The 21811-nt window shown below is 67.0% G+C and carries 17 protein-coding genes; 10 read left to right on the top strand and 7 right to left on the bottom strand.

Annotated elements, in window-relative coordinates:
* Positions 1–3: 3 nt before the first annotated feature.
* From QRN53_RS09650 to glyA, 6 genes are read right to left on the bottom strand one after another with little or no spacing between them, the layout of a single operon-like run.
* A complete protein-coding gene (locus QRN53_RS09650; RefSeq protein ID WP_285243797.1) occupies positions 4–1419 on the bottom strand; it encodes an L-serine ammonia-lyase in 1416 nt (471 codons plus the stop codon).
* Complete coding sequence (locus tag QRN53_RS09655; RefSeq protein ID WP_285243798.1) at positions 1419–2069, bottom strand: sarcosine oxidase subunit gamma; 651 nt, start codon at positions 2067–2069, stop codon at positions 1419–1421. Before QRN53_RS09655 ends, QRN53_RS09650 begins: the two co-directional genes overlap by 1 nt.
* On the bottom strand, positions 2062–5004 hold the full coding sequence (locus QRN53_RS09660; RefSeq protein ID WP_285243799.1) for a sarcosine oxidase subunit alpha family protein: 2943 nt from the start codon (positions 5002–5004) through the stop codon (positions 2062–2064). The genes QRN53_RS09655 and QRN53_RS09660 overlap by 8 nt, the downstream gene beginning before the upstream one ends.
* Positions 5001–5405 carry a sarcosine oxidase subunit delta gene (locus tag QRN53_RS09665; protein ID WP_285243800.1) on the bottom strand — a complete coding sequence of 135 codons (405 nt, stop codon included), beginning with the start codon at positions 5403–5405 and terminating at the stop codon, positions 5001–5003. Before QRN53_RS09665 ends, QRN53_RS09660 begins: the two co-directional genes overlap by 4 nt.
* Positions 5406–5434: 29 nt before the next feature.
* Positions 5435–6655 carry a sarcosine oxidase subunit beta family protein gene (locus tag QRN53_RS09670; protein WP_285243801.1) on the bottom strand — a complete coding sequence of 407 codons (1221 nt, stop codon included), beginning with the start codon at positions 6653–6655 and terminating at the stop codon, positions 5435–5437.
* On the bottom strand, positions 6652–8007 hold the full coding sequence (glyA, locus tag QRN53_RS09675) for a serine hydroxymethyltransferase (RefSeq protein ID WP_285243802.1): 1356 nt from the start codon (positions 8005–8007) through the stop codon (positions 6652–6654). Before glyA ends, QRN53_RS09670 begins: the two co-directional genes overlap by 4 nt.
* 125 nt (positions 8008–8132) lie before the next feature.
* Between glyA and QRN53_RS09680 the strand changes: the two genes are divergently transcribed.
* The 3 genes from QRN53_RS09680 (at position 8133) to QRN53_RS09690 (ending at position 11706) form a co-directional block, all read left to right on the top strand.
* Complete coding sequence (locus QRN53_RS09680) at positions 8133–8801, top strand: GntR family transcriptional regulator (RefSeq protein WP_285243803.1); 669 nt, start codon at positions 8133–8135, stop codon at positions 8799–8801.
* Positions 8802–8901: 100 nt separating this feature from the next.
* The gene (locus QRN53_RS09685; protein WP_285243804.1) at positions 8902–10815 is read left to right on the top strand and encodes an amylosucrase; all 1914 of its coding nucleotides are present in this window, start codon (positions 8902–8904) and stop codon (positions 10813–10815) included.
* Positions 10816–10851: 36 nt separating this feature from the next.
* Entirely contained in the window at positions 10852–11706 is an 855-nt protein-coding gene (locus tag QRN53_RS09690; RefSeq protein WP_285243805.1) for a prephenate dehydratase, read from the top strand.
* On the opposite strand, the gene QRN53_RS09695 is transcribed toward QRN53_RS09690, so the two are convergent.
* On the bottom strand, positions 11679–13601 hold the full coding sequence (locus QRN53_RS09695; RefSeq protein WP_285243806.1) for an FAD-binding monooxygenase: 1923 nt from the start codon (positions 13599–13601) through the stop codon (positions 11679–11681). The genes QRN53_RS09690 and QRN53_RS09695 overlap by 28 nt on opposite strands.
* A gap of 234 nt (positions 13602–13835) precedes the next feature.
* Here QRN53_RS09695 and QRN53_RS09700 point away from each other — a divergent pair, with 234 nt between their 5' ends.
* From QRN53_RS09700 to QRN53_RS09730, 7 genes are read left to right on the top strand one after another with little or no spacing between them, the layout of a single operon-like run.
* Positions 13836–15305 carry a fumarylacetoacetate hydrolase family protein gene (locus QRN53_RS09700; RefSeq protein WP_285243906.1) on the top strand — a complete coding sequence of 490 codons (1470 nt, stop codon included), beginning with the start codon at positions 13836–13838 and terminating at the stop codon, positions 15303–15305.
* Entirely contained in the window at positions 15302–15964 is a 663-nt protein-coding gene (locus QRN53_RS09705; protein ID WP_285243807.1) for a GntR family transcriptional regulator, read from the top strand. The genes QRN53_RS09700 and QRN53_RS09705 overlap by 4 nt, the downstream gene beginning before the upstream one ends.
* 21 nt (positions 15965–15985) lie before the next feature.
* A complete protein-coding gene (gene hpaE / locus QRN53_RS09710) occupies positions 15986–17497 on the top strand; it encodes a 5-carboxymethyl-2-hydroxymuconate semialdehyde dehydrogenase (RefSeq protein ID WP_285243808.1) in 1512 nt (503 codons plus the stop codon).
* Between the two features lie 55 nt (positions 17498–17552).
* The gene (hpaD, locus tag QRN53_RS09715) at positions 17553–18638 is read left to right on the top strand and encodes a 3,4-dihydroxyphenylacetate 2,3-dioxygenase (RefSeq protein WP_285243809.1); all 1086 of its coding nucleotides are present in this window, start codon (positions 17553–17555) and stop codon (positions 18636–18638) included.
* Between the two features lie 2 nt (positions 18639–18640).
* A complete protein-coding gene (hpaH, locus tag QRN53_RS09720) occupies positions 18641–19426 on the top strand; it encodes a 2-oxo-hept-4-ene-1,7-dioate hydratase (protein WP_285243810.1) in 786 nt (261 codons plus the stop codon).
* Entirely contained in the window at positions 19411–20214 is an 804-nt protein-coding gene (locus tag QRN53_RS09725) for an HpcH/HpaI aldolase family protein (RefSeq protein WP_285243811.1), read from the top strand. The genes hpaH and QRN53_RS09725 overlap by 16 nt, the downstream gene beginning before the upstream one ends.
* 16 nt (positions 20215–20230) lie before the next feature.
* Entirely contained in the window at positions 20231–21736 is a 1506-nt protein-coding gene (locus QRN53_RS09730) for an NAD-dependent succinate-semialdehyde dehydrogenase (protein WP_285243812.1), read from the top strand.
* Positions 21737–21811: the final 75 nt, after the last annotated feature.

Raw genomic sequence — 21811 nt, forward strand, 5'->3', positions numbered from 1 at the left:
GGCTCAGCACTCGATCACATTCACGGCGAGTCCTCCTCGGGAGGTTTCCTTGTATTTGGTTTTCATGTCGGCTCCGGTATCGCGCATGGTCTTGATCGCCTTGTCCAGCGAGACCTTGTGGCTGCCGTCCCCGTGCAGGGCCAGCCGGGCCGCGTTGATCGCCTTGACGCTGGCGATCGCGTTCCGTTCAATGCAGGGGATCTGCACCAGCCCGCCCACGGGGTCGCAGGTGAGGCCAAGGTTGTGCTCAATCCCCACCTCGGCGGCGTTTTCCACCTGTGCGGGCGTTCCGCCGAGCACTTCGCAGAGCCCGGCCGCAGCCATCGAGCAGGCGGAACCCACCTCACCCTGGCAGCCCACTTCGGCGCCGGAGATGGAGGCGTTCGTTTTGAACAGTATTCCGACGGCGGCCGCCGCCAGCAGGAAGCGGACCACACCGTCGTCGTCGGCCCCCGGAACAAACTTCACGTAGTAGTGCAGGACCGCCGGCACAATGCCGGCTGCCCCGTTGGTGGGAGCGGTGACGATCCGCCCGCCGGCGGCGTTTTCCTCGTTCACGGCCAGCGCGAAGAGGTTGACCCATTCCATCGCCAGCAGCGGATCCGCCGGCGCCTGGACGGGCGACGGCAACGCTGCCGCGGCTTCGGCGGAGGCGGCGGACGCCGTCAGGGTGCGGAACAGGGCGGGCGCCCGGCGGGTGACCTTCAGCCCGCCGGGCAGGATGCCCTCGGCGTTGCAGCCGTTCTCGACACATTCACGCATGACCGCCCAGAGCCCCAGCAGCTGCTCCCGGAGTTCGGCTTCGCTGCGCCAGGTCAACTCGTTGGCCAGCATGACCTCGGAGATGGACATGCCTTCGCGGCGGCAGATATCCAGCAGCTCGTCCCCCGTGGAGAACGGGTAGGGCAGGACCGTGTCGTCGGCCACCACCTTGTCCGCTCCCTGCGCGTCGCCATCCACCACGAAGCCGCCGCCGATCGAGTAGAAGCTCCGCTCGCTCAGGACGGCGCCGGTGTGGTCGAAGGCCCGGAACGTCATGCCGTTGGGGTGGGCGGGAAGGGATTTGCGGCGGTGAAGCACCACATCTTCTTCCCAGTTGAAGTCCACCCGGTGGGTGCCCGCGATCTGCAGCTCTGCGTTGAGCGCGGCGGCGGCCACCTGGTCGTCCGCCGTGAACGTGTTGACGGTTTCGGGTTCCAGGCCCTGCAGTCCCAGGACCACTGCCTTGTCCGAGCCGTGGCCGCGCCCCGTAGCGCCCAGGGACCCGAAGAGTTCCGACTGGACGCGCACCGTGGAGGCCAGCTGCCCGTCGCCCTTCAGTCCGTCCGCGAAGAGCTTTGCCGCCCGCATCGGGCCCACCGTGTGTGACGACGAGGGCCCGATGCCGACAGAAAAGAGGTCAAGGACGCTGAGCGCCATCAGGGAACCTCTGGCGAGGCGTACTCCCGCATGGCGTCCAGGAGCCACCGGCCCAGGAATTCGGCGAAAGAGGCGCGGGGGAAGATCCGGAAGGACTCGTCACCGGTCTTCCACAGGATGGCGGGGATGTTCGCAATTTCCGTGGAGAACGCGGTGCCGGCCTTGAAGACCCGCGGATGCAGGTCCAGCGAGCAGCCTTTTTCCAGGACGGCGCGGGCCCGGGGGCCCGTGAGTTCGAACGTGGTCCGGTTGGCGGACAGGTCCACCACCTGGCCCGCGTCGCCGCCCAGCGCGTCCCGGAGCGCGGGGATGAGGTCTCCGCCGAGGGATTCGTGCGCTTCGGTGGGTGCCACCACCAGGAACTCTGCAGGACCGAGCCACAGCACGGACACCTCGCCGTGGCCGGCCACGGCACCGGAGCCGGCGGGGAGGCCGCCGGTGACACCGGCCAGGCGCTCCGCCGCGGCGGAACCTGCGAGGGCGCGGAGCCCCACCATGGTCAGGAAGGGCACCTCGGAGATTTCAACGGTGCCGGCCAGGGAGCCCGCAGCGAATTCGTCCGCCAGCTGGCGCGCCGGGCTGACGCGGGCGGCGAGGTTCTTTTCGGCGTTGGGCTTGGCGGAGGTCGGGGATGCTGCTGTTTCAGCCATCTTTACGGGTCCCTTCAGAGTCAAAAAGCACTGTTTCTGCGACAACCACGTCCACCAGCTGGTCGCCGGCGGCTGCCACCAGCGTTTCGCCGATGCGGTTGCGTCCGTTCTTGATCAAAGCAAGGCCGAACGAGCGGCCCAGCGCTGCGCTGTGGTAGCTGGAGGTAACGAACCCTTCCATCGGCACGGGGCCGTAGGCGGGGTTGGTGGAGCGGCCCTTTTCCACGAGCTGGGTGCCTTCCGGCAGGCGCAGCGTGCCGTCCACGGGGAGGACGCTGACCAGGTGCTTGCGGTCCTCACGCTGGGCGTCCGACCGGGTGTAGGAACGCTTGCCGATGAAATCCTTGGCCTTGGAGACGATCCATTCCATGCCCGCGTCCTGCGGGGTGACCGTGCCGTCGGTGTCCTGCCCAACGATCGGGTAGCCCTTTTCGGCGCGCAGCACGTGCATGGTTTCGGTGCCGTAGGGGGTGATGTTGAACTCGGCCCCGGCGGCAGCCACGGCTTCCCACGTGTTCAGCCCGTACCAGGCCGGGACGTTGATTTCGTAGGCGAGTTCACCGGAGAACGAGATCCGGCAGATCCGGGCGCGTACGCCGGAGGCGAGGGTGGTTTCGCGGAAGGTCATGAACGGGAAGGCTTCCGCGTCCAGGCCGCCGTTGGCAGCCAATTCGGGTGCCACCTTGGCGATGACCTCACGGGACTTGGGCCCGACCACGGCGATGGTGCTCCACTGTTCCGTCACGGAGGTGCACTGCACGTCCAGTTCCGGCCACTCGGTCTGCAGCCACTCCTCAAGCCAGTCCAGCACCTTCGCCGCACCGCCGGTGGTGGTGGTCATGAAGAAGGTCTCTTCGTCCACGCGGAGGGTCACGCCGTCGTCGAAGATCATGCCGTCAGGGGTGCACATAACGCCGTAGCGAGCCGAACCCGGGGCGAGCTTCTTGAACGCGTTGGTGTACATCCGGTTCAGGAACTCCCCCGCGTCCTTGCCGCGGATTTCGATCTTGCCCAGGGTGGTGGCGTCCATGAAGCCAACGGATTCGCGGACGGCGGCGCATTCGCGCAGCACGGCAGCGTCCATGTCTTCCCCGGCCTGCGGGTAGTACCAGGGCCGCTTCCACTGTCCGACGTCCTCAAACAGTGCGCCCTTGGCCACGTGCCAGGGGTGGATGGAAGTGACACGGGCGGGGTCGAACAGTTCCCCGCGCTGGCGTCCGGCCAGCGCGGCGAAGGCCACCGGGGTGAAGGGGGCGCGGTAGGTGGTGGTGCCGATGTCGCCGATGCCGCGGGAGGCTTCCCCGGCGGTGCGCAGGGCCGCGGCGATGACGCCGATGGCGTTGACGCCCGAGGTCTTGCCCTGGTCGTTGGCGGTGCTGATGGAGGTGTACCGCTTGATGTGTTCCACCGAGCGCATGCCGGCTCCGGTGGAGCGGAGGACGTCCGCCACGGACTGGTCGCGCTGGAAGTCCACGAAGTGGTGGTGCCAGTCATCCGGGGTGCCGCTCTCGCCCGGCACCAGCCACAGCTGGCGGGTGGGGGCGGAGGCCTTCGGGTCGCCGAACACTGACGGTTCGACGGCGGATTCGAAGCCGGCGGCGATGGCCGCCCTGGCGCCGGCGGAGATGCCCTCCGCGATGCAGTCTTCGGTGGCGAAGGAGCCGCGGCCGGCGCCAATGGTCTGCTGGTCGGGGACCTCGGTGCTGGGCACGAAGGCCGCCAGCTCGTCGTCCCAGCGCAGCTTGCCCTGGCGCTGTGAGTGCAGGTGGACCAGCGGGCTCCAGCCGCCGGACACAGCCAGCAGGTCTGCTGCGATCTGTTCGACGCCGGAGGTGAGCTCGCCGTCGTCGTTGATGCTGCGGACGGTCACGCCGTCCAGCCGGCCGTCGGCGCCGGCGGAGGTGTTGGCCACCGCGCTGCCGATCAGCACCCGGATCCCGGATTCGACGGCGGCAGTCGCCACTGCGGTGAGCGCCGGACGGGCGTCCACCACGGCGGCGACCTTGACGCCTGCGGCGGCGAGGTCGGCTGCGACGGCGTAGGCGCTGTCATTGGTGGTGCTGATGACCACGCGCTTGCCGGCGGCCACGCCGTAGCGGTTCAGGTAGCTGCGCACGGCGGAGGCGAGCATGATGCCGGGACGGTCGTTGTTTTCGAACACCAGGGGCCGTTCGTGGGCGCCCGGGGCGACCACCACCTGGCTGGCACGGATGTGCCAAATCCGCTGGCGGGACACCCCTGCGGCTGCGGGGCTGGTGAGGTGGTCGGTGCGGTTCTGGACGGCGATGACGTAGTTGGCGTCGTAGGCGCCGAATGCGGTGGTGCGGTTCAGGACCGTGGACTCGGCGCCGGATACTAGCTCGGCTTCGACGTCGGCCACCCATTCCAGGGCGGGTTTTCCTTCGATGGTCTCGGCAACGCCGGGAGCCGTGGAACCGGAGAGCAGCGAACCGCCGAGTTCGGGCTGGTCATCGAGCAGCATGACCCGGGCTCCGGTGCGGACAGCTTCGCGGGCTGCGGCGAGGCCGGCGGGGCCGCCGCCGATCACCAGGACGTCGGTGTGGACGTATTTCTTGTCGTATTCGGCGCGGTCGTCCTCCGGGTCCAGCTTGCCCAGGCCGTTGAGCATGGTGGCCTGGAGTCCGTCCACCAGGGAGACGGTGGTGGCGGGGAGCATGGATTCGGCAACATGGCCGGGGAAGCGGGCCTCGATGCGGACCAGGGCGTTGGACTCTTCCACGCCGGCGGACATGATGCCGCGGGGGCGGTCCTCGTAGAGGGAGTTGCCGGCGGCGATGCGGCCGTTGGCCAGCAGCGCGGAGGCAAGGGTGTCACCGGAGTGGCCGGTGAACTCCTCGCCGTCCACTGTGAAGCGCCAGGAGATGGTGCGGTCGATGCGGCCGCCGGTAGCCAGGCGGGCGTTCTGGGAAGTCACTTGGTCGCTCCTTCCGGGGCGGTGGTGCTGGGGAAGCTCGTGCTGGAGGTGCTGGGGGCGGCGCTTCCGGTGGTGGTGCTGTCAGGGCCGGTGCTGGCGGTCCCGGATTCGGGTGCGCCGTCCGGGGAGCGGTCTGGACGCTTCGACCCCATCGGGTAGACAGACTTGATGTCGTAGCTGACGGTGTCGCGGAGCATGTTGAACCACTGGCGGCAGCCGGTGCTGTGGACCCAGCGTTCGGCGAAGATGCCTTTGGGGTTCTCCCGGTAGAAGAGGTAGCGGGACCACTCGGTGTCGGTCAGTTCATTCGGGTTCTCCGGGTAGGGCACGTGGGCCTGTCCGCCGTAGTGGAATTCGGTTTCGTCCCGCGGGCCGCAGTTGGGGCATGGGATCAGCAGCATGTGCGTTAGTCCTTTTCTGGTGGCGGCGGCTAGTGGGCCACGGCGGCGGCGCCGTGTTCGTCGATGAGGGCACCGGTTTCGAAGCGTTCCAGCGAGAACGGCGCGTTCAGCTTGTGCGGAGCGCCGGTGGCGATGGTGTGCGCGAAGGTCATGCCCGCTGCGGGCGTGCCCTTGAATCCGCCGGTTCCCCAGCCGCAGTTCACGAACATGTTCTCCACCGGGGTGGTGCCCACGATCGGCGAGGCGTCCAGGGTGGTGTCCACGATCCCGCCCCAGGTCCGGAGCACGTGGGCGCGGGCAAAGATGGGGAAGAGCTCGACGGCGGCCGCCATCTGCTGTTCGATCACGTGGAAGGAGCCGCGCTGGCCGTAGCCGTTGTAGGAGTCCACGCCGGCGCCCATGACCAGTTCGCCCTTGTGCGCCTGCGAAACGTAGACGTGGACGTGGTTGGACATGACCACGGTGGGGTGGACGGGCTCGTGCAGTTCTGAAACGAGCGCCTGCAGCGGGTGGGACTGGATGGGGAGCTGGAAGCCCGCCATCTCTGCCAGGACCGAGCTGTGGCCGGCGGCGCAGAGGCCCACCTTTTCGGTGTTGATGGTGCCGCGGTTGGTCTTGACGCCCACCACGCGGTCGCCGTCCTTGAGGAAGCCGGTGACTTCGCAGTTCTGGATGATGTCCACGCCCATTTCGTCGCACTTGCGGGCGAAGGCCCAGGCCACGTGGTCGTGCTTGGCGATGCCGGCGCGGGGCTGGTAGGTGGCGCCCATGACGGGGTAGCGGATGTTGTCCCGGATGTTCAGGATGGGGCAGAGTTCCTTGACCTGCTGCGGGTCCAGCCATTCGGCGTCCACACCGTTGAGCTTGTTGGCGCCCACGCGGCGGATGCTTTCGCGGACGTCGCCCAGGGTGTGGGCCAGGTTCATCACGCCACGCTGGCTGAACAGGAAGTCGTACTCGAGTTCCTCGGGCAAGATTTCCCAGAGCTTGAGCGCGTGCTCGTAGATGGCCGCGCTCTCGTCCCAGAGGTAGTTGGAGCGGATGATGGTGGTGTTCCGGGCCATGTTGCCACCGGCCAGCCAGCCCTTTTCCAGGACGGCGATGTTGGTCATCCCGTGGTTCTTGGCAAGGAAGTAGGCGGTGGCCAGGCCGTGCCCGCCGCCGCCAACGATCACGGCGTCGTAGGAGGACTTGGGTTCCGGGTTCCGCCAGAGGAAGTCCGGGTGCTCCGGAAGGTGCTGGGTGCTCACTGGGCGGCTCCAATCAGGTCTGACTCGATGCCGGCCAGGTTGGCGTCGGCGGAGAGGTGCGGGTAGAGGGGGAACTTGCCGGCCAGGGCCGTCACGCGGTCCCGGAGTTCGACGGCGGTGTCCCCGGGGAGGGTGCCCGTGCTGTTTGTGCCGGAAGCGGCAGCCGCAATCAGGGCAGTCGCGATGATGTCCGCGACCTCGGTGAACTCGGCAGCCCCAAAACCGCGGGCGGCCAGGGCGGGGGTGCCGATCCGGAGGCCGGAGGAGACCATCGGCGGACGGGGGTCGAAGGGGACGGCGTTGCGGTTGACCGTGATGCCGATCTGGTGGAGCGCGTCCTCCCCCTGCTGGCCGTCGAGTTCGGAGTTGCGGAGGTCAACCAGGACCAGGTGGACGTCGGTGCCGCCGTTGACCACGGAGATGCCCGCGGCTGCGACGTCTTCCTTGAGGAGGCGCTCGGCCAGCAGCTTGGCGCCCTGCAGCACCCGCTCCTGGCGTTCCTTGAATTCGGGGGCGGCAGCGAGCTTGAACGCCACGGCCTTGGCGGCCACCACGTGCTCCAGCGGGCCGCCCTGCTGCCCGGGGAAGACTGCGCTGTTGATCTTCTTGGCGTACTCCTCCTTGGCCAGGATGACGCCGCCGCGGGGACCGCCCAGGGTCTTGTGCGTGGTGGTGGTGACCACGTCCGCGTAGGGGACGGGGTTGGGGTGCAGGCCGGCGGCGACGAGTCCGGCGAAGTGCGCCATGTCCACCATGAGGTAGGCACCCACGAGGTCGGCGATGCGGCGGAACTCAGCGAAGTCCAGCTGGCGGGAGTAGGCGGACCAGCCGGCCACGATCAGCTTGGGCTTGTGTTCCAGGGCCAGTGCTTCCACCTCGGCCATATCGATGCGGAGGTCGGATTCACGGACGTGGTACGGAACCACGTTGTAGAGCTTGCCGGAGAAGTTGATCTTCATGCCGTGCGTGAGGTGTCCGCCGTGCGCCAGGGAGAGCCCCAGGATGGTGTCGCCCGGGTTCAGCAGGGCGAACATGGCGGCGGCGTTGGCCTGCGCGCCGGAGTGCGGCTGGACGTTGGCGAACTCGGCGCCGAAGAGTGCCTTCACGCGGTCGATGGCCAGCTGCTCGATGACGTCCACGTGCTCGCAGCCGCCGTAGTAGCGCTTGCCCGGGTAGCCCTCGGCGTACTTGTTGGTGAGCACCGAGCCCTGGGCTTCCATCACGGACGCCGGCGCGAAGTTCTCCGACGCGATCATTTCCAGGGTGGACTGCTGGCGGTGCAGTTCCAGTGCCACAGCGGCGGCGACGTCGGCGTCAACCGTGGCGAGCGAGGCGTTCAGTACGTCCTGCATTGTTCTCCTTCTAAACCCTTCGGCGTCACTGATCCATAACTGATCTGTAACTGATATATTAGAACTGTCGTAATAGTATGTTCCAGATCACTTGGACGTCAATAGCACTCCTGGGAAGGCTCGAAATGAGCGTCATATTAGGGAACCACCTGGCCGGCGACGAGGACCTCTCACTCTCCGAACAGGCCTACCGGCACCTCCGCGACCGGCTTATCATGCTGGACATCCGGCCGGGCGAGGCAATCAACGACGGCAAGCTGGCCGCCGAACTCGGGATCGGCCGGACGCCGGTCCGGGAAGCACTCAAGCGCCTGGAAAGCGACCACCTGGTGGTGTCCTATCCCCGCCGCGGAACGTTCGCCACCGTCGTCGACATCACCGAACTGGCTGATGTTTCGGAGCTGCGCGAATCCCTCGAACCCCTGGCCGCACGCCGCGCCGCCAAGCTGGCAACGGCGGCGCTGCGGGCGGAAATCCGTGAGACCGCGGCCGCGATTTCCACCATGGGCGACGACGACGACCCCTACGACCTCATGCGGTACGACATCAAGGTCCACCGGCTGATCTACCGGGCCGCCGCCAACGCGCACCTCGAGGACGTCCTGATCCGCTACGACAACCTGGCCACGCGCATCTGGTGCATGGTGCTGGAAAAGGTTCCGTCCGTCGCGTCCCATATTGCCGAGCACGTGGAACTGCTGGAGGCAGTGGCCGACGGCGATTCCGAGCGGGCGGGCAAGCTCGCGCTGGAGCACGTCACGAGTTTCGAGCAGGCCATCCGCAACGTGCTGTAAGTCCGCCGCCAACGCCACACCGACACTCCTCGATGTGACGTGGAATACTTCCGTAAAGATGCGCCGGGACGGCGAACGGGATTGCGGAAGGGCCGGTCACATGCAGAAGTACGTCAACGAGGACGAGGAAGCGCGCCAGTATGTGCTGTCCGCCTTGGCACGGGAACATGGCCTCGGCCTCGCAACGGATCCGGACTTCGACCGGAGGATGGCGGGGCATTTTCCCACCCTCCGCAGCCTGTTCCACTCCTTGTACGGCGACAGGAATGACTGGCTGGACCAGCTGACGGAGCTGGTCCTGCAATGCGCCCGGTCCTGGCAGGAGCGCTCCCCGGAACTGAAGGCCCTGGACTCCGAACGGGAGGCGGACCCGGACTGGTTCCAGTCCAACCGGATGCTCGGCGGCGTCTGCTACGTGGACCGCTACGCCGAACGCCTCGAAGGAGTCCGGACCCGCATCCCGTACTTTAAGGAACTGGGCCTGACCTACCTGCACCTCATGCCGTTGTTCCTGGCACCGGAGCCGCAATCGGACGGCGGGTACGCGGTGTCCAGCTACCGGGAAGTCAACCCGAGGCTGGGCACTATGGAGCAGCTGCGCTCCCTGGCAGCCGAACTGAGGGACAACGGCATCAGCCTGGTGGTGGACTTCATCTTCAACCACACCTCCGACGAGCACGAGTGGGCGCGCAAGGCAGCCGCGGGGGATCCGGAATACAGCGACTACTACTGGATCTTCCCTGACCGCACCATGCCGGACGCGTTCGAGGCGAACGTGCGCGAGATCTTCCCCGAGAACCACGCGGGTTCCTTTATCCCGATGGAGGACGGCCGCTGGGTCTGGGCCACCTTCCACACCTACCAGTGGGACCTGAACTACTCCAATCCTGAGGTGTTCCGGGCCATGGCCGGCGAGATGCTGTTCCTGGCCAACCAGGGCGTGGACATCCTGCGCATGGATGCGGTGGCGTTCATCTGGAAGCAGTTGGGCACCCCGTGCGAGAACCTGCCCCAGGCGCACACGCTGCTGCGGGCTTTCAACGCCGTGTGCCGGCTGGCAGCGCCGGCCCTGCTGTTCAAGTCCGAGGCCATCGTGCACCCGGACGAGGTGGCGCTTTACATCGACCCCAAGGAATGCCAGCTTTCCTACAACCCGCTGCAGATGGCACTCATCTGGGAATCCCTGGCCACCCGGGATGCCTCGCTCCTGGCCCAGGCACTGCACCGGCGCCACAACATCCCGGACGGCACAGCCTGGGTGAACTACGTCCGCAGCCATGACGATATCGGCTGGACCTTCGCGGACGAGGACGCCGCCGAACTGGGCATCAACGGCTTCGACCACCGCCGCTTCCTGAACTCCTTCTACGTCAACCGTTTCCCCGGCAGCTTCGCCCGCGGGGTCCCGTTCCAGGACAACCCCAAGACCGGTGACTGCCGGATTTCAGGCACGACGGCGTCGCTGTGCGGCATGGAGGTTGACCCGGCCGAGGCGGTGGAACGGATCCTCCTGGCCCACTCGGTGCCGTTCAGCACCGGCGGCGTCCCGCTGCTGTACCTTGGCGACGAGGTGGGCCAGCTCAACGACTACGGCTACGCCTCCGAACCGGGCCACGGGGAGGACAGCCGCTGGGTGCACCGGCCCCATTTCCCGAAGGACCAGTACGCGCGCCGCCTGGACCCTGCTACCCCGGAGGGCGCGGTGCATGCGGGCCTGAAGCGGATGATCGAGGTGCGGGCCAACACCCCCGAATTTGCCGGGACCACGTTGATCGACTTCGGCACCCACAACCGCTCCGTGCTCGGGTACCAGCGGCCGGGGGACGCGGAAGGCGGCAGCACTATCCTCGCGCTCGCCAATTTCAGCGACTCACCCCAGACCGTGCCCGCGGAGACGTTCGGCGGGTACTCCCCTGCCGCCGTCGACCTTCTCTCCGAAGCAGCCCTGCAACTGGACGACGGCGTCACCCTCCTCCCCCGGCAGTATCTCTGGCTGCGCGTTACGCCGCAGTAATTGGAGCTGGCGCCGGGGCATGAAACCATACGGATCATGGCCTCCAAGATTGCGTACCAGGGTGAGCCCGGCGCCAACTCCAATATCGCGTGTCAGCAGATGTTCCCGGACATGGAAAGCGTCCCGTGCGCCAGCTTCGAGGATGCCTTCGAGCTGGTGGCCAGCGGCGAGGCGGAACTGGCGATGATCCCCATCGAGAACTCCATCGCGGGCCGGGTGGCGGACATCCACATCCTGCTGCCGCAGTCCAACCTGCAGATCGTGGGCGAATTCTTCCTGCCCATCCATTTCGACCTGCTGGGCATTCCGGGGAGCACCATTGACGGCGCCACGGAGGTCCACAGCCACATCCACGCGCTGGGCCAGTGCCGGAAGCTGATCCGCGAGCACGGACTCAAGCCCGTCATCGCCGGCGACACCGCCGGGTCCGCACGGGAAGTGGCCGAGTGGAACGATCCCCGCAAGCTCTCCCTCGCTCCCCCGCTGGCGGCGCAGATCTACGGCTTGGACGTGCTGGCCTCCCGGGTCGAGGACGACCCCTCCAACACCACCCGGTTCGTGGTCCTGGCCCGGGAAACGGCGCTGCCGGCCCGGGAGGAACTCCCCGGACCGGCAGTCACCAGCTTTGTGTTCCGCGTCCGCAACGTCCCCTCGGCCCTCTACAAGGCGCTGGGCGGCTTTGCCACCAACGGTGTGAACATGACCCGGCTGGAAAGCTACATGGTGGGCGACGAGTTCGCGGCCACCATGTTCATGGCGGATGTTGAAGCCCACCCCGAGGACCTGCCGCTGAAGCTGGCCCTCGAGGAACTGGACTTCTTCACCACCGAGGTGCGGATCCTCGGCGTGTACCCCGCGGCGGACTACCGGGCGGCGGCAGCCACCGCCTGAGGGGGTGCCGCGGGGGCGGCCTGCAACAGCGGCGTGAAGAACGCGCCCAGCTCCGCGGTTGCGGTCAGCGGCAGGACATTGGCCACGTACTGGTCCGGGCGGACCACCACCACGGCGCCGTTGCGGTCCAGGCCGCGGAGGTCGAAAATGTCCGCCGTAGGATCCGTGGCGTACACCTTTTCGTAGTCGGTCAGCTTGAAGGGGCCCACCAGCGGCTTGAAGACAGCAGGCACGGCATTGATGTCGACGGCGGTGTGCGGCTGCTGGTAGATGACCTTCAGGTCGAACCACGCATCCGGGTCGGCGCCGGCAGGGGTGGCGGCCAGCGGGGACTCCGGGGAGTTGGCGAACCACTCCGCGAGCATGTCCGTGGCGGAGCTGGTGCCGGGCAGCGCGGCATCGGCGAAGACGTAGATCCGCCAGCGGCCGTCAGCGGTGGCATGGTGCCCCAGGTGGATGGGGTTGGTGTCCCCCACCCGCACCACGGGTGCCGACTTGAAGCGCTTCCCCACGGGGAAGCCGGTGGCCAGGTCCTGGTGGTCCGTGCTGCCAACGATCAGGGACGGCGTGTACTGGGTCATGAACCCGGCCGGGAACTCGGCGGTCTGCACGTAGAAATCTTCAAGGTCGGAAGGGTGCTCGAACTCCTCCGGCTTCTTGGCCATCATGGTTGACCATTCCTTGTCGAAGTCGATCAGGTTCTTGGCCACCACCTGCCGCTCCTCCGAGTAGGTGGTCAGCAGGCTCTCCGGGCTGCGGCCTTCGAGCACGTGCCCCAGCTTCCAGGCGATGTTGAAGCCGTCCTGCATGGAGACGTTCATGCCCTGGCCTGCCTTGGCGCTGTGGGTGTGGCAAGCATCGCCGGTAATGAAGACCCGCGGGGTCCGGGTGCCGCGCTCCTCCGGCAGGACGTCGTCGAACCTGTCCGTCAACCGGTGTCCCACCTCGTACACGCTGTGCCAGGCAATGTTCCGCACGTCCAGGGTGTAGGGATGGAGGATCTCGTTGGCCTTGGCGATGATCTCCTCAATGGAGGTGTCGCGGACCGAGTGGTGGCTGTTGGGGTCGACCTCGCCCAGGTCCACGTACATGCGGAACAGGTGGCCGCCTTCGCGGGGAATGAGCAGGATGCTGCCCTTTTCGGCCTGGATGGCGCACTTAGTGCGGATGTCCGGGAAGTCGGTGACGGCGAGGGTGTCCATCACTCCCCAGGCGTGGTTGGCCTGGTCGCCGGCCAGCGTACAGCCGATCGCCTGGCGCACTTTGCTGCGGGCGCCGTCGGCCCCCACCACGTACTTGGCCCGGACAATCCGCTCCTGGCCTTCGTTGGGTCCGGCCGTATGGCGGAGGGTCACGGTGACAGGGTAATCGCCCTCGCCGGCAACTGTGAGGCCTTCGAAGTCGTAGCCGTAGTCGGGCTTAAGGCGCGTGGGCGAGTTGGCGGCAAATTCCGCGAAATAGTCCAGGACGCGGGCCTGGTTGACAATCAGGTGCGGGAATTCGCTAATACCCATTTCGTCGTCGACGGCGCGGGCAGTCCGGATGATGTTCGCGTGGTTGGCGGGATCCGGCTTCCAGAAGGCCATTTCGGTGATGCGGTACGCCTCGGCGATGATCCTTTCCGCGAAACCGAAGGCCTGGAACGTCTCCACGCTGCGGGCCTGAATGCCGTCCGCCTGGCCGATGGCCAGCCTGCCGGGGCGCCGCTCGATGATGCGGGTGGTGACGCTGGGGAACATGGACAACTGCGCGGCGGCGAGCATACCCGCCGGGCCGGTGCCCACGATGAGCACGTCTACTTCGTCCGGAAGTTCCTCGGGGCGGTTAAGGCCGACGCCGACTGCCGGCTGGACACGGGGGTCACCGGATACGTATCCGTGATGGTGGAACTGCACGGGCTTTCCTCACTTCGTTGTGGATGATTATCGACTGAGTTTTCGTTCTATATAAGAACACACGATTCGATAATCGAAACTATAAATCTGGCTTCCACTGTACGCCCGATGTGATCCGGGCGACAAGTACCGCTTCTCCGGCCCTCAAGATCCGCGCAAATCAAGGGGTTGACGATCTTGCGGGGATGGGTGATAGTGATCGTATACGATTTCGTACCTGATGAGGAGAAGGTTTTGGAGCAGGTCAACGGCGACACCCTGGCAGCAGCACGCAAGGTGATCGCGGTGCACATCAACTACCCCAGCCGCGCGGCGCAACGCGGCCGCACCCCGGCCCAGCCGTCCTACTTCCTCAAGCCTTCCAGCTCCCTGGCACTGGGCGGAAGCCCCGTGGAGCGCCCGGCCGGCTGCGAGCTGCTCGGGTACGAGGGCGAGATCGCCTTGGTGATCGGCAAGGCCGCCCGCCGCGTGAGCATCGAGGACGCGTGGAGCCACGTTGCCGCCATTACCGCCAGCAACGACCTCGGCGTCTACGACCTGCGCTGGGCGGACAAGGGCTCCAACCTCCGGTCCAAGGGCGGCGACGGGTTCACCCCGGTGGGCCCGGCACTGATCCCGGCAGACGCCGTCGACCCTTCCAAACTGCGCATCCGTACCTGGCACAACGGTGAGCTGGTCCAGGACGACACCACCGAAGACCTGCTCTTCCCGTTCGCGCGGCTCGTCGCAGACCTGTCCCAGCTGCTCACCCTTGAAGAGGGCGACATTATCCTCACGGGCACCCCGGCCGGCGCCTCGGTCGCGACGCCGGGCGACGTCCTGGAAGTGGAAGTGGAGACGGTGGACGGCGGCCTCACCACGGGGCGGCTGGTCACCACGGTGGAGGAAGGCACGACGGCGTTCGCCGACTTTGGTGCCCGGCCCAAGGTGGATGACCTGCAGCGGGAGGAAGCCTACGGTTCCCGGGAAGCCGCGGGGCTTGCCGCCGTCGGGCCTGTCCTGACCCCGGAGCTGAAGGCCAAGCTCGAGTCCGTCGCCACCGCCACGCTGTCTTCCCAGATGCGCAAGCGCGGCCTTAACAACGTCAGCATCGACGGACTGCAGGCCACCCGCCCGGACCGCCGGGTGGTGGGCCTGGCCCGGACCCTGCGCTATGTCCCCAACCGCGAGGATCTTTTCAAGACCCACGGCGGCGGCTTCAACGCCCAAAAGCGTGCCATCGACTCCGTGAATGAGGGCGAGATCCTGGTGATGGAGGCCCGGGGCGAAAAGGGCACCGGCACTGTGGGTGACATCCTGGCCCTCCGCGCCCAGGTGCGCGGCGCGGCAGCGATCATCACCGACGGCGGTGTCCGCGACTATTCCGCAGTGGCGGACCTGGAGATGCCCACGTACTTCGCCAACCCGCACCCCGCCGTGCTGGGCCGCCGCCACATCCCTTGGGACACGGACATTACCATCGCTTGCGGCGGAGCCACCGTGCAGCCCGGCGACATCATCGTGGCCGATTCCGATGGCATCCTGGTGATCCCGCCGGCCATCGCCGAAGAACTGGTGGCGGACTGCATCCAGCAGGAAAAGGAAGAGACCTTCATCTTCGAGATGGTCAAGCAGGGCAACAGCGTGGACGGCCTCTACCCCATGAACGCGGAGTGGCAGAGCCGCTACGCAGAGTGGGAACGAATGGGCGGGCAAGACCAATGACTGAGGCCACCATGGTTGCCGGCAGCAAATCCGAACAGGCCTACCAGGCCGTCAAGGCCCGGATCGTGGAAGGCACCTACACCCCCGGCTACCGGCTGGTGCTGGGCTCTATCGCCAAGGACCTGGGTTTCAGCGTGGTCCCGGTCCGTGAAGCCATCCGGCGGCTTGAGGCCGAGGGCCTGGTGACGTTCGAACGCAACGTCGGCGCCACCGTCGCCGGGATCGATCCCACCGAGTATCTGTACACCATGCAGACCCTCAGCATCGTGGAAGGTGCCGCGACGGCGATGTCCGCCCCGCTCATCGGCGCCGCGGATGTGGCCCGGGCCCGCGCCGTGAACGAAGAGATGCGCGACTGCCTGGACCACTTCGATCCCGTACGGTTCACCCGGCTCAACCAGGACTTCCATTCCGTCTTGTTCGAGCACTGCCCCAACCCGCACATCCTGGACCTGGTGCACCGCGGCTGGAACCGGCTCGCGGCCATCCGGTCCTCCACCTTCCGCTTCGTCCCGGGCCGCGCCCGCGACTCGGTCGAGGAACACGAAAACCTGCTGAAGCTCATCGAAACCGGAGCCGACGCGGAACAGATCGAAAAAGCCGCCAGGCTCCACCGCTCCGCCACCCTGGACGCGTACCTGGCCCAGACCAACCACTGACACCCAGTTAGGACTTCAACGATGACGACCTCTGTAGAAACCTCGAAGCACTACGTTCCCGAGGACCTGCCCACCCATATCCAGCACTACATCAACGGCCAGTTCGTCGACTCCGTGGGCGGCAAGACCTTCGACGTCCTGGATCCGGTGTCCAACCGCAACTACGCCACGGCCGCCGCCGGCCAGAAAGAGGACATCGACCTCGCCGTCGCCGCCGCCCGCGAAGCCTTCACCAACGGCCCCTGGCCGAGGATGAAGCCCCGCGAACGCGCCCGCGTCCTGAACAGGATCGCCGACGCGGTCGAAGCCCAGGAAGCACGCCTCGCCGAACTGGAAACCTTCGACACCGGCCTGCCCATCACCCAGGCCAAGGGCCAGGCCCTCCGCGCCGCCGAGAATTTCCGCTTCTTCGCGGACCTGATCGTGGCCCAGTTCGACGACGCCATGAAGGTCCCCGGCTCACAGATCAACTACGTGAACCGCAAGCCCATCGGCGTCGCCGGCCTCATCACCCCCTGGAACACCCCGTTCATGCTTGAGTCCTGGAAGCTGGCTCCGGCGCTGGCCACCGGCAACACCGTGGTCCTCAAGCCGGCCGAGTTCACCCCGCTCTCGGCCTCCCTCTGGGCTACCATCTTCAAGGAAGCCGGCCTGCCGGACGGCGTCTTCAACCTGGTCAACGGCCTGGGCGAGGAAGCCGGCGACGCACTCGTCAAGCACCCGGAAGTCCCGCTGATCTCCTTCACCGGCGAGACCACCACCGGGCAGACGATCTTCCGGAACGCCGCCACTAACCTCAAGGGCCTGTCCATGGAACTCGGCGGCAAGTCCCCCTGCGTCGTCTTCGCGGACGCCGACCTGGACGCCGCCATCGATTCGGCCCTGTTCGGCGTCTTCTCCCTCAACGGAGAACGCTGCACCGCCGGCTCCCGCATCCTCGTTGAGCGCGCCATCTACGACGAATTCTGCGAAAAGTACGCCGCCCGGGCCAAGAACATCGTGGTGGGCGATCCCCACGATCCCAAGACCCAGGTTGGTGCCCTGGTCCACCCCGAGCACTACGAGAAAGTGGCCTCCTACGTGGAGATCGGCAAGTCCGAAGGCCGCCTCCTGGCCGGCGGCGGGCGCCCCGACCACCTGCCCGAAGGCAACTACATCGCACCCACGGTGTTTGCCGACGTCGCCCCTGACGCCCGGATCTTCCAGGAGGAAATCTTCGGACCCGTCGTGGCCATCACCCCGTTCGAGAACGACGACGAGGCCCTCGCCCTGGCCAACAACACCAAGTACGGCCTGGCCGCCTACATCTGGACCCAGAACCTCACCCGGGCCCACAACTTCTCCCAGAACGTCGAGGCCGGGATGGTGTGGCTGAACAGCCACAACGTCCGCGACCTGCGTACCCCGTTCGGCGGCGTCAAGGCCTCGGGCCTCGGCCACGAGGGCGGGTACCGCTCGATCGACTTCTACACCGACCAGCAGGCCGTGCACATCACGCTCGGCACCGTCCACACCCCCAAGTTCGGCGCCTAAGCAAGCCGGCCGCCGTCGTACCTCCCAAGAACCCTTTCAAAGAAGAGAGACTCTAATGACCAACTTCGTTCCCACCCCCACCGTCCCGGCTCCGGACATCGTCCGCTGCGCCTACATGGAAATCGTGGTCACGGACCTTGCCAAATCCCGTGAGTTCTACGTGGACGTCCTCGGCCTGCATGTCACCGAAGAAGACGAAAACAACATCTACCTGCGCTCCCTGGAGGAGTTCATCCACCACAACCTGGTGCTGCGCAAAGGGCCCGTCGCCGCCGTCGCCGCCTTCGCCTACCGCGTGAAGTCCCCCGCCGAGGTGGACGCCGCCGAGGCCTACTACAAGGAACTCGGCTGCCGGGTGGAACGCCGCAAGGAAGGCTTCACCAAGGGCGTCGGGGATTCCGTCCGCGTGGAGGACCCGCTGGGCTTCCCCTACGAGTTCTTCTACGACGTGGAGCACGTGGAGCGCCTCACCCAGCGCTACGACCTCTACTCCGCCGGCGAACTGGTCCGCCTTGACCACTTCAACCAGGTGACCCCGGACGTCCCCAAGGGCCGCAAGTACCTGGAGGACCTGGGCTTCCGCGTCTCCGAGGACATCAAGGACTCCGACGGCGTCACCTACGCCGCGTGGATGCACCGCAAGCAGACCGTGCACGACACCGCCCTGACCGGCGGCAACGGCCCCCGCATGCACCACGTCGCGTTCGCCACCCACGAGAAGCACAACATCATTCAGATTTGCGACAAAATGGGCGCCCTGCGCATCAGCGACCGGATCGAACGCGGCCCCGGCCGGCACGGCGTGTCCAACGCCTTCTACCTCTACATCCTGGACCCGGACGGCCACCGCATCGAGATCTACACCCAGGACTACTACACCGGGGACCCTGACAACCCCACCATCACCTGGGACGTCCACGACAACCAGCGCCGCGACTGGTGGGGCAACCCCGTGGTCCCGTCCTGGTACACCGAGGCCTCCCTGGTCCTGGACCTGGACGGCAACCCCCAACCGGTCATCGTCCGGGAAGAAAAGTCCGAGATGGCCGTGACCGTGGGCGCCGACGGCTTCTCCTACACCCGCAAGGACGGCGCCCCGGAAGGCGACCGGACCGGTTTCAAGCTGGGAGTCCAGGTCTAACCATGCTGGAGCCGACGACGATTGAGGCCATCGCGGACGAGCTGGTGGAAGCAGGCCGGACCCGCACCCCTGTCCCCCGCCTGACCGCCCGCTACCCGGAGATGACGGTGGAGGACTCCTACGCGGTGCAGCAGCTGTGGCGGCGCCGCAACGAGGACGCCGGCCGGACCCTGGTGGGGCGCAAGATCGGCCTCACGTCCAAGGCCATGCAGGCCGCCACCGGCATCACCGAACCGGACTACGGCGCGATCTTCGATGACATGGTGCTGGAGACCGGCTGCTCCGTGGAGTGGGACAAGTACACGCACCCGCGGGTGGAGGTGGAACTCGCGTTCGTGCTCAAGGACGGGCTCAAGGGCCCCGGGGTGACCATCTTCGATGTCCTGAAGGCCACCGACTACGTGGTTCCGGCCCTCGAAATCCTGGACTCCAGGATCGAGATGGAGGGCCGGACCATCGTGGACACCATCTCGGACAACGCCGCCATGGGCGCCATGGTCATCGGCGGCAACCCGGTGAAGCCGGACGCCGTGGACCTCCGCTGGGTCTCCGCCATCCTCTACAAGAACCAGACCGTGGAGGAAACCGGCGTGGCCGCCGGCGTCCTGGACCACCCCGCCAACGGCGTCCACTGGCTGGCCAACAAGATCGCCGCGCACGGCGATTCACTCAAAGCCGGGGACATCATCCTGGCCGGGTCCTTCACCCGCCCCATGTGGGTCTACAAGGGCGACACCGTCCACGCCGACTATGGCCCCCTGGGGAGCGTGACATGCCGTTTCGAGTAGAGGACACCTTCCGCTCCGCCTTGGCCCAGGCGGACCGTCCGCTCGCCGGGATGTGGGTGTGCTCCGGCAGCCCGCTGATCGCCGAGCTCTGCGCCGGCTCCGGCTTGGACTGGCTGCTGATTGACGCCGAACACAGCCCCAACGGGCTCGAATCCATCCTCGCCCAACTCCAGGCAGTCCACGGCTACCCCGTCCACGCCATGGTCCGGCCCCCCGTGAACGACACCGTGGTGATCAAGCAGTACCTGGACCTTGGCGTGCAGAACCTGCTGATCCCCATGGTCAACTCGCTGGCCGAAGCCGAAGCAGCCGTGGCGGCCACCCGCTACCCGCCGCAGGGCGTCCGCGGGGTAGGGTCCGCCCTGGCCCGCGCCGCACGCTGGAACCGGGTCCCGGACTACCTGGCCCGCGCCAACGACACCATCAGCGTCACCGTCCAGATCGAATCCACCGCCGCCGTCGAGGCCGTGGAGGACATCCTCAAAGTCGACGGCGTGGACGCTGTGTTCGTCGGGCCGTCCGACCTCGCCGCCTCGATGGGCCTACTGGGACAGCAGGAACACCCCGAGGTGCGCGCCGCCGTCGAACACTGCCTGGCCGCGGCCAAAGCAGCCGGGAAGCCCGCCGGCGTCAACGCCTTCAACCCGGACACCGCCCGGCACTACCTCGACCACGGCGCCGGTTTCATCCTGGTGGGCGCGGACGTCGCCCTCCTGGCCCGCGGCTCCGAAGCCCTCGCCGCCAAGTACATTCAGCCTTCCGCGGGCGACACCCCCGCCAGCTACTGACCCTTAAGGACTCCCCATGACAGTAACTTCTGCGCTGCCCCCTGCCGTTTCCGCTGAGCGTGAGGCTTCCCTGCTGGCGTCGGTGCCGACGGGTTTGTTGATCGATGGTGAGTGGGTGGGCGCGTCCGACGGCGGTACGTTCGATGTGCATGATCCGGCCACCGGGGAGGTGCTCGCCACCCTCGCCTCCGCTACGAGCGCGGACGCTGTTGCCGCGTTGGACGCGGCCGACGCCGCCCAGGCCTCCTGGGCGCGGACCGCGCCCAGGGTGCGGGCGGAGATCCTGCGCCGGGCCTTTGACCTGGTGACGGAGCGGGCGGAGGACTTCGCGTTGCTGATGACCCTGGAAATGGGCAAACCCTTGGCCGAAGCCCGCGGCGAGGTGACCTACGGTGCGGAATTCCTGCGCTGGTTCGCCGAGGAAACCGTCCGCGACTATGGCCGCTACCTCACCACCCCCGAGGGTAAGAACAAGATCCTGGTCCAGCACAAACCCGTCGGACCCTGCCTGCTCATCACCCCGTGGAACTTCCCCCTCGCCATGGCCACCCGCAAAGTAGCCCCCGCCATCGCCGCCGGCTGCACCATGGTCCTCAAACCCGCCAAACTCACACCATTGACGGCCCAGTACTTCGCGCAGACCATGCTCGACGCGGGCCTGCCCGCGGGCGTGCTGAACGTCGTCGCCTCCTCCTCCGCGTCCGGGATCTCCGGGCCGCTGCTCAAGGACTCCCGGCTCCGGAAAGTCTCCTTCACCGGCTCCACCCCGGTCGGCAAACGCCTGATGGCCGATGCCGCGCAGAACGTGCTGCGGACCTCCATGGAGCTCGGCGGGAACGCCCCCTTCATCGTCTTCGAAGACGCCGACCTCGACGCCGCCGTCGACGGCGCGATGGCCGCGAAGATGCGGAACATGGGCGAAGCCTGCACCGCAGCCAACCGCTTCCTCGTCCACGAAACCGTCGCGGCCGAGTTCACCACCAAATTCGCCAAAGCCATGGCATCCCTCACCACCGGCCACGGCACCGACCCGGACACCAAGGTCGGCCCGCTCATTGATGCCGGCGCCCGGGACGACGTCCACGCCCTGGTCACCGCCGCCATCGACGCCGGAGCGACCGCGGTCACCGGCGGCGCCCCTGTGGACGGGCCCGGGTACTTCTACCAGCCCACCGTCCTGGCCAACGTCCCCAACAACGCCGCGATCCTGGGCCAGGAAATCTTCGGGCCCGTCGCCCCCATCACCACCTTCACCACCGAACAAGACGCCATCGCACTCGCCAACAACACCGAATACGGGCTCGCGTCCTACCTCTACAGCAAGGATTTCAACCGGCTCCTCCGCGTCGCAGAGCAGATCGAATTCGGCATGGTCGGGTTCAACGCCGGCATCATCTCCAACGCCGCAGCACCCTTCGGCGGCGTCAAACAATCAGGCCTCGGACGCGAAGGCGGATCCGAAGGCATCACCGAATACACCACCACCCAATACATCGGCATCGCCGACCCCCACGCAGGCTGACAGCCGGGAAGGGCACCTGCCACCCTGATCCGTTGCAGGTGCCCCCCAGGCAGGTCAACGGGGGCGCAGCTGGCG

The organism is Pseudarthrobacter sp. fls2-241-R2A-127 (assembly GCF_030209355.1).
GTDB lineage: Bacteria > Actinomycetota > Actinomycetes > Actinomycetales > Micrococcaceae > Arthrobacter.